At 33.3% G+C, this 14,528-nt stretch carries 17 protein-coding genes and 1 pseudogene; 3 read left to right on the top strand and 15 right to left on the bottom strand.

Translation table 11 applies throughout. The features are described from left to right. Positions 1-336 precede the first annotated feature (336 nt). From COD11_RS27510 to yneA, 8 genes and pseudogenes are all read right to left on the bottom strand, one after another. Positions 337-563, bottom strand: a pseudogene (locus COD11_RS27510) (DUF6262 family protein); the annotation flags it as partial. Positions 564-1,079: 516 nt separating this feature from the next. Then, positions 1,080-2,060, bottom strand: coding sequence for a hypothetical protein (locus COD11_RS12490; protein ID WP_098797246.1), 981 nt, complete (start codon positions 2,058-2,060; stop codon positions 1,080-1,082). Between the two features lie 515 nt (positions 2,061-2,575). Continuing rightward, positions 2,576-2,746, bottom strand: coding sequence for a Gp37-like protein (locus tag COD11_RS28005; protein ID WP_369689279.1), 171 nt, complete (start codon positions 2,744-2,746; stop codon positions 2,576-2,578). Between the two features lie 351 nt (positions 2,747-3,097). Continuing rightward, positions 3,098-3,316, bottom strand: coding sequence for a YneF family protein (locus COD11_RS12495; protein ID WP_098797247.1), 219 nt, complete (start codon positions 3,314-3,316; stop codon positions 3,098-3,100). A gap of 86 nt (positions 3,317-3,402) precedes the next feature. Continuing rightward, on the bottom strand, positions 3,403-3,870 hold the full coding sequence (sirA, locus tag COD11_RS12500; protein ID WP_442920021.1) for a sporulation inhibitor of replication protein SirA: 468 nt from the start codon (positions 3,868-3,870) through the stop codon (positions 3,403-3,405). 160 nt (positions 3,871-4,030) lie between these two features. Beyond that, positions 4,031-4,261 carry a DUF896 domain-containing protein gene (locus COD11_RS12505; protein ID WP_098797248.1) on the bottom strand — a complete coding sequence of 77 codons (231 nt, stop codon included), beginning with the start codon at positions 4,259-4,261 and terminating at the stop codon, positions 4,031-4,033. 162 nt (positions 4,262-4,423) lie between these two features. Next, positions 4,424-5,086: a YneB family resolvase-like protein gene (locus tag COD11_RS12510; protein ID WP_098797249.1), complete on the bottom strand. Its 663-nt coding sequence runs from the start codon at positions 5,084-5,086 to the stop codon at positions 4,424-4,426. Positions 5,087-5,100: 14 nt separating this feature from the next. Beyond that, positions 5,101-5,412: a cell division suppressor protein YneA gene (yneA, locus tag COD11_RS12515; RefSeq protein WP_098797250.1), complete on the bottom strand. Its 312-nt coding sequence runs from the start codon at positions 5,410-5,412 to the stop codon at positions 5,101-5,103. A 157-nt stretch (positions 5,413-5,569) separates the two neighbouring features. Here yneA and lexA point away from each other — a divergent pair, with 157 nt between their 5' ends. After that, on the top strand, positions 5,570-6,193 hold the full coding sequence (lexA, locus tag COD11_RS12520) for a transcriptional repressor LexA (protein ID WP_098797251.1): 624 nt from the start codon (positions 5,570-5,572) through the stop codon (positions 6,191-6,193). 74 nt (positions 6,194-6,267) lie between these two features. Here lexA and glnA read toward each other — a convergent pair whose 3' ends face one another. The 4 genes from glnA to hflX all read right to left on the bottom strand — a co-directional run bounded on the left by glnA (position 6,268) and on the right by hflX (position 10,720). Then, positions 6,268-7,602, bottom strand: a complete 1,335-nt coding sequence (glnA, locus tag COD11_RS12525) for a type I glutamate--ammonia ligase (protein WP_098797252.1) — start codon at positions 7,600-7,602, stop codon at positions 6,268-6,270. Positions 7,603-7,660: 58 nt separating this feature from the next. Then, a complete protein-coding gene (locus COD11_RS12530) occupies positions 7,661-8,062 on the bottom strand; it encodes a MerR family transcriptional regulator (RefSeq protein WP_098797253.1) in 402 nt (133 codons plus the stop codon). 107 nt (positions 8,063-8,169) lie between these two features. Further along, positions 8,170-9,444: a methionine gamma-lyase family protein gene (locus COD11_RS12535; protein WP_098797254.1), complete on the bottom strand. Its 1,275-nt coding sequence runs from the start codon at positions 9,442-9,444 to the stop codon at positions 8,170-8,172. Then, positions 9,437-10,720 (bottom strand): GTPase HflX, encoded by a 1,284-nt coding sequence (gene hflX, locus COD11_RS12540; RefSeq protein WP_231309495.1) that lies wholly within the window; start codon positions 10,718-10,720, stop codon positions 9,437-9,439. Before hflX ends, COD11_RS12535 begins: the two co-directional genes overlap by 8 nt. Positions 10,721-10,943: 223 nt before the next feature. Between hflX and COD11_RS12545 the strand changes: the two genes are divergently transcribed. Continuing rightward, positions 10,944-11,573, top strand: a complete 630-nt coding sequence (locus COD11_RS12545; protein ID WP_098797255.1) for a trimeric intracellular cation channel family protein — start codon at positions 10,944-10,946, stop codon at positions 11,571-11,573. Positions 11,574-11,615: 42 nt separating this feature from the next. On the opposite strand, the gene COD11_RS12550 is transcribed toward COD11_RS12545, so the two are convergent. Beyond that, positions 11,616-11,954, bottom strand: coding sequence for a hypothetical protein (locus tag COD11_RS12550; RefSeq protein WP_098797256.1), 339 nt, complete (start codon positions 11,952-11,954; stop codon positions 11,616-11,618). A gap of 395 nt (positions 11,955-12,349) precedes the next feature. Between COD11_RS12550 and COD11_RS26850 the strand changes: the two genes are divergently transcribed. Continuing rightward, positions 12,350-12,673 carry a hypothetical protein gene (locus COD11_RS26850; protein ID WP_176551067.1) on the top strand — a complete coding sequence of 108 codons (324 nt, stop codon included), beginning with the start codon at positions 12,350-12,352 and terminating at the stop codon, positions 12,671-12,673. 156 nt (positions 12,674-12,829) lie between these two features. Here COD11_RS26850 and COD11_RS12560 read toward each other — a convergent pair whose 3' ends face one another. Beyond that, positions 12,830-13,171, bottom strand: coding sequence for a hypothetical protein (locus COD11_RS12560; protein WP_098797257.1), 342 nt, complete (start codon positions 13,169-13,171; stop codon positions 12,830-12,832). 197 nt (positions 13,172-13,368) lie between these two features. Then, positions 13,369-14,331, bottom strand: a complete 963-nt coding sequence (gene spoVK / locus COD11_RS12565; RefSeq protein ID WP_098797258.1) for a stage V sporulation protein K — start codon at positions 14,329-14,331, stop codon at positions 13,369-13,371. Positions 14,332-14,528: the final 197 nt, after the last annotated feature.

The following is a 14,528-nucleotide window of genomic DNA, read 5'->3' on the forward strand; positions in this document are numbered from 1 at the left end:
TAATTTATTTTCACAGAAAATGACTGTTAAAACTAAACCAGATAAAGTAAAAAATATATTTTTAATAAATTGCAAATGAATCCCCCTATAATAAAACCCTACCAGAATATTGATTTGCATTTTTATCTGTTCCACAATTTCATTAGTTGAACAAAACTTCCTTTCGAATCTTTACCTAATTATACCATTTTTTCTAACTCATTTAGTTGTTTCATGTTAAATATTAATGCTCCGTTAGTTTAAGTATAACTCTTCACAGTCTCAACAAATTGATCTTCAACACTCTAGCCTGTTAATTGAATAAGCAGGGAGGGAGAGCAATGTTCTGGGCATAAACTAAAATTTTTTATATACCTCTGCGTAGGCTACTTTTAACTGTTCTCTAAGTTGTTTGTTTTCGTCTTATATCTTGCGAATTTTTCGTTTCAATGACTCCATAAGAGCGTCTTTGTTATTTTCGTTCATTTCACGTTTTATTTGTTTTGCAGTAGGTGATTGTGTTTGTTTTTGACGTAAGATTTCGTTATGCTACTATGGTCTCTATTGTTATAGAGAGTTGCTTTTAACCGGTATTCCTTCTCCATCAATGAGTATGTATCTCTTGCTATTAGGATTCTAAATATATCTCTTGAACCTTCATGTACTTTCCACCTTAATTTCCTTTAATGACCATCCTATTATTTTACGTTTTTTTGTCCTCCAATTTAGATTTGTCATACTAGAGTAAACATAGTTGACATATTTTTTAAGCTTCATATAACTGTTTTAATATATTTAAAAAAGAGAATCTATACCCATTTAATGGACATAATATCCTCTTAAAATAGTTAATCATTATTGTGTCGAGTGTAAATACGTACCTTGTCATTAAACTTAGTCCAAAGTATACTAACACCATCTAATTTTAACTCAGTTATATAAAATCATCTTCAAAAGGATGATCAGATTTGTGTAACAACATTGGCGATATAAACATTTAAATACACCTCAAAACAATTGTAACAAATTAGGATGTAAAATAATTGTAATTGGAGTAAACAAAATAACCCCTACCAAATCAGGAAAGGGGTTATTTCTACTTAATTACTTATGTCAAACCAAACTTCATCATCCCAACCTTGATTAAATACAACTAAAGGTTCATCATTTTCATCTACCATGAAATATGTCCAACCTTCATGTTCTGCACCTTCATACAAATCGTTTCTTAAGTCTGGTTCAAGACCAGCAATAGAAATCCAGTCATCATACGTTACTCCACTTCCACTAACAGCTTTAAATTTAGCATGATTTATATCATATGGTTCTTTTTCTAATTCAAGAACTTTTATTCTAAACTTAGCTAACACGTATTTCATACCGGCATCTGGTGAATCATTATACATGTTTGCTTCTTTTACCAAAGTTAATGCTTCATCACCTGTGATAACATCTGTTAGTTCAACCTCATATTTAACATGACCGTCTAACCAATCATCTTTTTCAACAAGTAATGTTTCACCAATTCCTGCTGGATTCTTTCTAGAATTTCTATTATTAAGTTCGTTTAATTTGTCAACAATATCACTTTTTATTTTAGATAGTCCATTGCTCACTTTAGCAGGTAACTGCTCATACCCACCAGCTTCTTTAATTTCAACTGCTCTTTTTTCTAATCTTTCAAGTTTTGCAAAGTCACTATTTGCTATATCAACTCTGTTTGCTGTAAGTGAGTCATTTATTACTTTCATTAATCTATATTGAGACACTTCATAGATAACACGTTCTCTTGCAACCTTCGCTGGCTTCACATATTTATTATTCAAAGCATCTCTGTTGGATTTTCCTGAAGTCTTTCCAATTGCTCTTTCAGTCTTCTTAATATCATTAGAAAATGAATCATACTGATCATCAATTAAAGATATGTCACCCGAGTTAATTGTGGAATTGAAGCTAGATAACTTTGTTTTAAGTACCTCACCTAAATTTGCAGCATCAGTGTAACTACTAGCACTAGCAGTATTTACTGTTAATGTTAATGCAACCAATACTGTAAACATTGATAATATTATTTTTTTCATGGTCTTCTCCCTTCAATTTGAAATCTATCAACCACGAAAATATTACCATATATTTCTACAATCTGTAAAACACAGAACCTATCTACTTCAGTTTTCTATCTTCAATAGCTTTAACCAAAGCATTTATCATAGAAATAAGAGGGACTTCATAATCATTTGTAACATCATAATCCGGCTTCAATCCCATACTTCGCTAATCTTTCAATTGCAATTTTAGTAGCTTCTGTTATTCAAATAACCACTTCCTTCACATTTAATTTTCCAAATGTATCTGTTACATAGCTCCTAGTGTTTAAATCATAAACAACAACCTCGAGCCTAGCTGTTCCATCATCGTTTGTTTCTGCTGTATCTTTAGCTCTACAAACATCTCATGTCGATATCAACCTGAATCAGATCAACGACTCTTCTGTCAATCCCTTCACCTTGTCCTTCAACATAAGAAGTGAGATACTTGCTATTTCTTCTGCAAGGATTTTTAAACGTGATTGCCAGGATATTGACTGTCCTCTGTTTTAGTTTGGTGCAACAATCAATTGTGGTATCTTTCTGTTAGCATCTACAGAGTTTACTATGTTTGTGTTCACATAATGCTTCATAACTGTTTCTGCATTGCCTTGTTTATTGTCATTACGCTGTGTGAGAAGGTGACAAAGTAATCCCTTTGGGCAACAATTGCTTTTTATGACATTCCTCTAAAAAGCCATTCTCATTTAATTCAATTTCTCTATGTTTAATCTATTTATCGACAAGAAACTGCTTAAGTTGCTTTACTCCTGATTTTTATTTTTCATTGTTTTAGGGTATATCCCTTCGCCTGACAGTGGTAGAAATACTCCGATAAAACATCTTTTAAATAAGCATAAAAAAAGACCACCCTTCCTGAATTTTTCATCAGAAAAAATGGTCTTCTACGTTATGTAAGAAAGATTAAGCAGTTTATATTAAAAATCCCGAAGAAAGATTCACCAATAACAGTTTTTCTACTTAGGATTTCAATCTGTAAATCGCTTAAAACCTTGCTATATCAACGTTTGTTACTTTTGCATCTTATTCATCTGTGACATCATTTGATTGATTTTCTTTTGGGATGGTTTTTGTCCCATTTGCATCATCATCATTTTTAGCATTTGTTCGTTAATTGGTGGATTTTTCTTCAGGTAATTCATCATATATTTACGCGCAATGAAAAATCCTAGTGCAACTCCAGCAAGTAAAGCTAGAATGCCTACTAGAATAACAACCCATAATTGCATTGTATTTCCTCCTTCGTGTTGTCTATTTTACAGTGTACTAAATCCTTTGATATTATACAACATTTGCACTATAATTTCTTTATATTTTATCCAAAATTTCTTTCTTTTATTGGGTTTAGCCACCCATATCTTTCACCTTTTAAGTCCATTGCTAAAAAACAAGGATCAAATTTTCTTAACACTTCGAAAAATATAGTTTCTGCCTCATAACTTCCATCAGAAGAAAGCTCAAGATGACGATTTTTCACTATTAATGTTGCATTACCAAGATTTCCTTTTAACTCAATTTTATGGATATTTTGGAACACTTGATAATCCGAACGCTTTGCTAAATGAGTTCCTAATAATTGATGAATAAATAACATTGGAATAGGCTTAGTTATATAATTAATTTGCTTCTCTAGTGTGTTTTCATGTTCAGAACGGGCAATTGTCCAGTGAAAATCTTGAAACAGATGGTAGATTTTAGACTCACGACCAAAGTAGTGACTTGCAAATTCTTCTTCTATTAAGTAAATATAATAGTGTCTCACTATTTCACTCTCCTCAACCATACTATTTCTCTTATTATAAAAGAACAGAGAAGCAATTATTGTCTTAAACTGGAGAGAGAAGACACTATTTTTGTCGAACATTCGAAGCCTATCATTACTTAAATAAGAATGCCATATTCACTTCCAACAAAAAGGGAATAAATCATTGATTTATTCCCTTTTAATGTAGATCTTTACTTCTCTCATTTTTCAGCTTTTGCGGGGTTACATCGTTACCATTCGGATCAACAACTGTTACTCCCTTTAAAGTGTTTTTCATAGATGATCGAAACACTTGTAAATACTCATTTCGAAGAGATTGTTGTTCTTGCTTTTCTTTATCAGTTAGTCCTACTGACTTTGCTTTTTTGGATAATTCATTTATTCGATCGATCTTAAGTTTCGGTAACATGTTTTATAAACTCCTCTCTTAAACCATATAGACTTCAATCTACAGCTAACCTCAAAGAGATTAACTATAATATTACTTTAAAGTCTTTTAAATGATACAAATGACATATTACTAAATAGAGGAGAAAATAACAACTTTAAAACATATTTTTTCACCAATAATTTACCTTTCAAGATTCTGTAGATCATTTTCATCAATATATTCTTGGTATCTTCTGTGTACTGTAGCCTTACTAACTTGAAACCCTAATCCCCTAAGAGTTGAAGCAATTTCTCCAAATGTTAGGTTTTTCTTCCTTAACTTAAGAATCTCTTCGATTGGTAAATCAATCTTCTCACGGCCCCCTCCCTTATCGATGTTTTTTAAATTTTTAAGAGGATTGTAACCATTCTCTATTGCCCGGTTCATGCCTCTTCTAATTTTGTAATTAACAAGCTTCCGTTGGAATTCTTCAATAGTTGCAAGAATACTCAGTACCATTTCATCTGTTTCGGACAGTTCAGGCTCTCCACGTTCATTAAGAGTGAAAATCTCAGCTTTCATTTTTCTTATTTCATGCAAAAGGGCTATTTTTGCGTGACCCCGTCCCAATCTTGTATCATCTTGAACTAATAATATAGATGCCTTCTTTTCTTTTAATATTGATAGAGCTTCAATAATTCCATCACGGTCTATGTCATATCCACTATGTCTTTCCTCTATTATCTTTATAACTTCAATATTATGTAGCGAAGCCAACCTTAATAGCTCCTCTTTTTGCCTATCAATTGATGAGTCTTGACTATCCTTCTCTGTACTTACTCTACAATAAACAACTGCCTTCATTATTAGATCATCCTCTACTTACTAGCAATTTGTTCAATTTGATAGATTTCATCCTTTTCAACAGGTACAAAAACAAATTCACCTGGCTTAATAACATTGGAGTGAATGCCGTTTTTATCCTGTACCCACTTTACAAACTCTTGTTTTGAAATCTGGCTTTTTACATTAAACTCATCAGCAATTGACCAAAGGCTGTCACCCTCTTGAATCTCTACTTGATGATACTTATCCAAACTTTCTGGTTCACCAGTATACGTTATTGCTAGTGTAATTGCAAAAAGGACTAGAAAAAATGATACTACATATGTAAAAGATTCTTTTTTCATATTACACACCTCATAGGAATATTTGTTCGTATTTGTTGAAATTAGTATAATACGAACGAATGTTCCAGTCAAGCGTTTTTCTCGAACTTATGTTTGTATATAAAGGTAAATGATGCTATAATAAACATAAATTAGAGGATCCGAGGTGTCACAGAGGATGACGAAACTATCAAAAAGGCAACAAGATATATTAACTTTTATTAAAGATGAGGTCCAAAAAAAGGGGTATCCACCTTCAGTACGTGAAATTGGAGAAGCTGTGGGTTTAGCTTCAAGCTCAACAGTACACGGCCATTTAGCTAGATTAGAGTCAAAAGGATTAATTAGAAGAGATCCTACGAAACCAAGAGCTATTGAAATTTTAGAGGAAGAAGAGACTCTTCATATTCCAAAGAGCAATGTTATTAATGTTCCAGTAATCGGAAAAGTAACAGCAGGTCTTCCAATTACAGCTATTGAAAATGTGGAAGAGTACTTTCCGCTCCCAGATCGATATATTTCAGAAGATGAACATGTTTTTATGCTAGAAATTATGGGTGAAAGTATGATAGAAGCTGGAATATTAGACGGTGATTTAGTAATTGTCCGACAACAGCAAACGGCTAACAATGGTGATATTGTTGTGGCTATGACAGAGGATGATGAGGCAACTTGTAAAAGATTTTTCAAAGAAAAAGACTACATTCGCTTACAGCCAGAAAATTCAACAATGGAACCTATAATTCTTCGAAATGTGAGTATACTAGGAAAAGTAATTGGAGTTTACCGCACGGTTCATTAAGCTTGCCTAATCAGGCAAGCTTTTTATTTGTAAATAAAAAAACTTAACACAAATTTGTGTTAAGTTTTTTTCTATTAATACATTGACATGTATTGTTCTCTTTCCCATGGGTGTACTTGAGTTCTGAACATATCCCACTCTATTTCTTTTGCTTCAATAAAGTGCTCAAATAAATGTTCACCTAAAGCATGCTTCATTGTGCTATCAGCTTTTAACAAGTCTAGAGCTTGAGCTAGTGTTGCTGGTAGGTCTACGATACCATTTTCAACACGCTCTTCCTTTGACATAACATAAATGTTACGATCAATAGGTTTTGGAGCTTGAAGCTTATTTTTAATACCATCAAGACCAGCAGCTAAAAGAACACTCATAGCTAGGTACGGATTTGCTGCAGGGTCAACACTGCGTACTTCTACACGTGTACTTAACCCACGTGAAGCAGGGATACGAATTAAAGGACTTCTGTTTTGTGCAGACCAAGCCACATAACATGGCGCCTCATAACCTGGTACAAGTCGTTTATAAGAGTTTACAGTTGGGTTTGTTACTGCTGTAAATGCAGGGGCATGTTTGATTACACCAGCAATAAATTGTCTAGCAGTATCACTTAATTGCAGTTCAGCGTTTGTATCTAAGAATGCATTCTCACCATTACTAAATAATGATAAGTTACAGTGCATACCAGATCCGTTTACACCAAACAATGGTTTTGGCATAAATGTAGCATGTAATCCATGCTTGCGTGCAATTGTTTTAACAACTAATTTAAATGTTTGAATATCGTCACATGCTTTAATTGCAGAAGCATATTTAAAATCAATTTCATGCTGACCAGGAGCTACCTCATGGTGAGATGCCTCGATTTCAAATCCCATTTCTTCAAGTTCTAGAACGATATCACGGCGGCAGTTTTCACCTAAGTCAGTTGGTGCTAAGTCGAAATATCCACCATTATCATTTAATTCTAATGTTGGTTCGCCTTTTTCGTCTAATTTAAATAAGAAGAATTCTGGCTCAGGCCCTAAATTGAAATCTGTAAACCCTAGTTCTTCCATCTCAGAAAGAAGACGTCGTAGGTTATTACGTGGATCACCAGCAAATGGAGTGCCATCTGGATTATAAATATCACAGATGAATCGTGCAACTTTTCCTTTTTCTGCTGTCCAAGGGAAGATAACGAATGTATCAATATCAGGATATAAGTACATATCAGACTCTTCGATTCGAACGAAACCTTCAATTGAAGATCCATCGAACATCATTTTATTATCAAGAGCTTTATCTAATTGGCTTACAGGAATCTCTACGTTTTTAATAGTTCCCAAAATATCTGTGAATTGTAGACGGATATATTTTACATTGTTTTCTTTTACTAAACTTACAATATCTTCTCTTGAATATTTAGCCACTTGAAAATCTCCTCTCCTATTTCAAAAAAGTTTTATATTCAATTTAATACTAACCAAATCAATGAAAGAACCTTGTCATGTCCCCTTGCCTTAATGTTGGACGATTAAAGCGTCCTGCCTGCATAAGCTCAGATTTTAAGAGCTTACGTAATTCAGCATCACTCAAATCAGGTTTTTCAACAGTTTTATGTTGCTCTTCTTTCTCTTCATTATGTGTACTGTTACGCGAGAAAATCTCTTTAATTCCAGCCAAGTTGACACCTTGTTCAATTAAATTACGAATCTCCAATAACTTGTCAACATCATTAAACGAAAACAATCTTCTATTGCTTTCAGTTCGAGCTGGAAAAATAAGTTCATTCTCTTCATAATAACGAATTTGTCTTGCAGACAGATCTGTGAGCTGCATAACAATTCCGATAGGAAATAGGGGCATTGAGCGTCGTATGTTATCACTCATGTTATTCGCTCCTTTTAATTAACTAATCTCATTATAACTTATGTAATATTATGTGTCAATCATGTGTAAGGTTACATAACATAGGATAATTACTTTCTATATGGTAATTATCTATCTATTGAAATTAACTTTTGCTCAATTAGAGAATCAACAGCACTACAAACAGCTATTTTTACATGCGTGTATGTTAGGCCACCTTGAACGTATGCAACGTACGGCTCTCTTAGTGGCCCATCTGCGGTAAGTTCAATGCTAGCTCCTTGAACAAAAGTACCTGCTGCCATAATGACATCATCTTCATATCCAGGCATATAGTTAGGATATGGTGTAACATGGGAATTTATTGGTGAGGCGTACTGAATTGCTTGGCAAAAAGCAACCATCAGGTTTGGGTCGTCAAATTGTACAGATTGAATCAAATCAGTTCTTATACTGTTCCACTTAGGACTTGTTTTCAAACCAATTTCTTCCAAAAAAGCTGAAGTAAATACTGCACCTTTTAACGCTTGGCCCACAACATGCGGTGCCAAAAAGAACCCTTGATACATTTCCTGAAGGCTGTATAGTGAAGCACCAGCCTCTGCTCCAATACCAGGTGAAGTCATTCTGTACGAACACGCCTCTATAAGTTCTTTTTTGCCGACTAAATAGCCTCCTGTTTTTGCAAGTCCACCGCCTGGATTTTTAATTAATGACCCTGCAATTAGGTCAGCTCCAATATGACATGGCTCCAATTCTTCCACAAATTCACCATAGCAGTTATCAACGAAAATGACAATATCTTCTTTAATAGATTTAACAAAATTTATCATTTCTTTAATATCTGATATTGTAAATGAAGGCCTTGTTGCATACCCTTTAGATCGTTGAATACCAATCATTTTTGTTTTAGGTGAAATGGCGTTTTTTACAGCTTCAAAACTTACAGTACCATCTCCGTTAAGGTCCACAGTATTGTAATCTATATTAAATTCTTTAAGTGAACCAATACCGCTACCTCTGATACCTACTATCTCTTCGAGTGTATCATATGGTTTTCCTGTTATATATAGAAGTTCATCACCTGGTCTTAAAACTCCGAAAAGAGCGATTGAAATAGCATGCGTTCCAGAGATAATTTGTGATCTTACTAAGCCAGCCTCCCCCCCAAACACATCTGCATACACTTCTTCTAAGGTGTCTCTGCCAATATCATCATATCCATAACCTGTTGATGGAATAAAGTGTGAGTCACTAATTCGATGCTTCTGAAAGCTTTTTAGCACCTTAAATTGGTTTACCTCACTGATAAAATCAATTTGGTCATGAATCTTAGATATTTTTTGTTCAGCATTTTCAACAATTGGGGCAATAGCTGCCCCATTTTTTAATAACTTAAACATGTTTATTACCCTCTCCGTTATACCTATCTAGCTGTCCATTTATAGCATGTGTCGGGAGAACAAACCCTTCGATTTCATACATTTCTTTCTCTTCGATAAATTCTAAGTGTTCAATAAGAGATTCAGTTTTCAATTGCGAAATTAATCTACCTTCATTTGCTGGTAGGTGGATGGAATAATGTTTCATTTCTTTTTTTGCAATTTTCTCCACCTTATTCATCAACATTTTTAAATCTTCTTCAGAAAAAGCAGAAATTGTTAAATAATCCTCCGTCGGGGATGGTACGAATGATTCCGGAGTCTGATCTTTTTTATTATAAACGGTCAAAATTGGTATATCAGTTACATCCAATTGTTCAAGAAGCTTATATACAGTCTTTTCATGATTTGCGTAGTCTTCATTTGAGCTGTCAACAACGTGAAGAATAAGATCCGCTTCTTTTACTTCTTCAAGTGTGGATCGAAACGCTGCTACAAGAGTTGTCGGTAAATCTTGAATAAAACCTACAGTATCTGTGATAAGAGCTTGATATGTTGATGGTAACAATACTTTTCTTGTCATAGGATCTAATGTTGCAAATAATAAATCTTCTTCAAAAGTACCTGCTGTTGTTAATCGATTAAATATCGTTGATTTCCCTGCATTTGTATATCCTACCAAAGCAATTTGAAATGCTTGGTTTTTCTTACGACGTTCACGATATCTGCTTCTGTGTCTAACTACAGTTGATAACTGCTGTTTTATTTCATTAATACGATTTCGAATGTGACGACGATCTGTCTCTAATTGAGTCTCCCCTGGCCCTCTTGTACCAATACCTCCCCCTTGACGTGATAAAGCAATACCTTGTCCAGTTAATCTCGGGAGCAGGTATTGTAGTTGTGCAAGCTCTACCTGAAGCTTACCTTCTTTTGATTTAGCACGTTGAGCAAATATATCTAAAATCAGTTGAGTACGATCTATAATTCGCACATCTACTATTGATGATAAATTTCTTAATTGACTTGGTGATAATTCATCATTAAAAACAACAATATCTGGACTAAATTCCTCAACTAAACTCAATAATTCATCTACTTTTCCTTTACCTATGTATGTAGCGGGATGTGGCCTCTCCCTTTTCTGTGTCATTTGGCTAAGTACTTCACCATTAGCTGTTTTCGTTAATGAAGCTAACTCCTCCATTGAGTAATGGAAATGTTCGTCAAGTATTGTTTGAAGCTGACAACCAACTAATATTACCTTTTCTTTTAGTACATCCAATGTATTATTCAATAAAAAACCCTTCCCTTACGCTATTTTTAGCACTTTAATCATATCAAACATTACTGTAATTCTCTAATTATTTCTGTTATAGACCTAGTATAAACAGTTTTGGACCTATAATATTCTTTTCCACCTGCATGCAAGCAGCAGCATACTAAAAAATAGAATTGACCTTTAGGGAGGTTACATATACAATTATTTCGGCTGAATTAATACAACTGGGGGAATTATTTTGACTTGGGACGTTTTAAGTATTATTGGAACAATTGCTTTTGCGATTAGCGGCGCAATTGTAGCAATGGAAGAAGAGTATGATATATTAGGAGTATATATTTTAGGTATTGTCACGGCATTTGGCGGTGGTGCAATTCGAAATTTACTTATTGGTGTCCCAGTCAGTGCCTTATGGGAACAAGGAGTGCTTTTTCAGGTAGCCCTTTTTGCTATGACGATTGTTTTTTTATTTCCTAATCGATTATTACAACATTGGGAAAAATGGGGGAATTTTACTGACGCAATCGGTCTTTCCGCATTTGCCATACAAGGTGCTTTATATGCGGTTAACATGAATCACCCTATTAGTGCAGTAATCGTTGCAGCAGTATTAACAGGTAGTGGTGGAGGAATTGTCCGGGACATCCTTGCAGGACGTAAGCCACTAGTACTTCGTGCAGAAATTTATGCCTTTTGGGCAATTATTGCAGGATTTTTAATTGGCTTTAAGCTTGTTAACGAGCCCTTCGAACTTTATATTCTTTTTGGATTAATTGTATTACTTAGAGTTCTGTCTTATACATATAAGTGGCGTTTGCCAAACCGAAGTTTCAAACCATCAACAAACAATGAAACAATCTCAGGATAAATATAGAAAAAGGCAACTTTAATGGAGTTGCCTTTTTTAATTTTAGCTGATTTCCTGAAGTTCTTCTCTTGATCGACTAACTTTACATTTTATGTAAGTTTGAGTTGTATCAAACATGTCTGCAACATATAACGTTGCTCCATAATAGGTTTTTTCGTTAGTCATTTCTTCGTTAATAATATAATCATAAATTGCAGATTCAATATCTTGGAAGAATGGTAAAATTGCTTCGTTATTTTTAATTATTTGATATAGTTGAACTATTAAAAATGGATTTTTATCGTATTTTTCCACCAATTGATTAATGACAGATTCGTTAAGTGACAAGTTATTTTCAACAAGGTATTTTAGCTGTTCTAAAAATAATTTGTTATCACACATCCTAATCACTCCCTCTTATAGTTTGTATTCTAACATTTAGAGGGTGTTTTTGAAATCGTTTCCAATATTGTTTTTTATAGCTTTTTTCGATTGAAGATTACTGGTTTAATGCTATTTTTATATGACTCTATATTTATACAAATAAATTCATAATGAACCTGAAAGTTATGGTTTAGAATTTTTTATTGTATATAGATTTCTAATGATTATTATTCCCATTCTCTACAAACTCTAACTTATTTTTATTCAGTTAATTTAGAGGGAATACATGTTAAGATTTCTGAAATCAATTATTATTTATTAATTTTTTTCTGCTAAATATCATGAATGCTCTCACCGATTGATTAATCAAGAATACTTTATATGATAGCTACAAAAAGAAAGGTGTGATTATAATGAAGTGGAGAAATTATGGTTTATGGACATCTATTGCTTCTCTTTTATATATGGTATTTAAAGATTTAGGCCTACAAATTGATCTAACAAGTTGGGAAACTTATGTCACATCTGTTTTAGGTATTCTTGTTACATTAGGAATTATTTCCAATCCTGAAAATGGAAAAGGATTTTTCAATAAAAAAACAGACAATCCCATAACCCCTTCTGATATGACAAACCTACAGCCAACCAAAAATAACTTAAATCAATCCGTAGAAACAACAACCACATTCTCTGAAGAAGCTGTTCCTGATCGTAAATACGAACCTTATGAAAAATAAAAATAAAATATATTTATATCATGCTCTTTAATCACAATGGAATTAGCAGCTTAAAGGAAAACATAAAACGATAGTCATCAATTGACTATCGTAAATATATTTGTTTATTGAATGGTACTGTGCAAGTACCTTTTTTGTTTTAGAAATAGAAGAAATCTATTTTTCATTTTCAATTTTTTCGATTTTAACAATCCCATTAATATGATTTTCAGATTCTACATAAGCCACAATCTTGTCTTTCACTTCAAGTTTTTCTGTTAAAGGATGTTTAATATTCTCGCTATTAAATTGTATTTTAGTTTTCCCATCTGTTGATTTTCCATGATATTCATTACCATCAACTTTTGTAATAACATAAGTAAAGGTTTTATAATCTTCTTTGATTTCACTTGTTGTTACTTCTTTAGATGTTCCTCCGGCGTCTGGCTTAATAAAGACAATACAAATCCCTAATAAGACCCCTGTTAAAACGAGTAAAAGAATTAGTTTTATTTTCATCATTACCTCCATATCGAAAAAACTGTCCCGAAATTGAACAGACAGTGCAAATAATAACCTGATATATGATGTATGATAAAAATATAAAAAAAGAACGGCTAGCGCCTCTAAAAAATATTAATAAGAACAAAAGCCCCCAATTAATTAAAATGGGGGCAATGTCTTGAAAGTCGTCTCAATAAAAAACAACTTTAACTTCAATTACTTTTATGTTCATTTAATACCAAATCTTGGCTTTTTATTGTTAGAAGATCTTCTCGATTATATCTGTCCGTTAGTAATAACCTCATCGCTTGAGAACGGATAGACTTTTCAATTATGTTCCGAACATAGCGACCGTTACTAAACTTTGATGGATGTGTTTCCGTTTTAACAGCCATTAAATGTTCTTTGAGTTTGATCTCTGCATCTTGGTGAAATCGGTATTCTCGTTCTGACATCATAAGTTCCGAAATATCCATTAAGTCGTCCACAGAATAATCAGGAAAATCTACAACAAGTGGAAACCTTGATAAAAGTCCTGGGTTTAAAGACAAAAAGTTTTCCATTTCACGTGGGTATCCGGCTAATATTAATACAAAATCATGTTGCTTATCTTCCATATGTTTGACCAATGTATCAATTGCTTCCTTACCAAAGTCTTTTTCTCCTCCTCTTGCAAGAGAATAGGCTTCATCAATAAATAATATCCCACCAAGTGCTTTCTTAATTAAATCACGAGTTTTTTGTGCAGTATGCCCAATATATTCTCCAACGAGATCTGCCCTTTCTGCTTCAATAAGATGTCCTTTTGATAAAACATTCATTTGAAAAAAAAGTTTTCCAACTAATCTTGCAACAGTTGTTTTTCCTGTACCAGGATTTCCTTTAAACATCATGTGAAGTGCTTGCTTTCCTACTTTTAACCCCTGTTCTTCACGCTTTTTATTTATAAAAATCCAAGCGTAAATTTCTTTTATCATTCTCTTCATTTCATTCATCCCGACAAGTGAGCCCATTTCTTCCTCAATTTCCTTTAAAATCGCGTGCTTGACCTCTACCTTAGGAATTTTCAAGTCATATGAAGAGGAGCTGACTTCCACTTTTTCTTTTGATTGATTGTTTAAAATTATATTTATTTGTCCATTTGTTTTATATGTGAATGCTTGATCACGTTCCAAAGACCTTCACCTCACTATCTGTTACTTAGTATACGTGAGCTTTTTAAAAATTTGACTATGGAATGAAATTGTCCAAATGGCAAACGCAAAAAAAGAGGAATTTTGTTGGTTTCTGCGCTTTCCCAAGAAATATCCATTCCTTTATCTATATTCAGTTTTCCATAAAATAAAACCTTGAGATCTATTTAAATGATAAA

This window comes from Bacillus sp. AFS040349 (assembly GCF_002577655.1).
GTDB lineage: Bacteria > Bacillota > Bacilli > Bacillales > Bacillaceae > Metabacillus.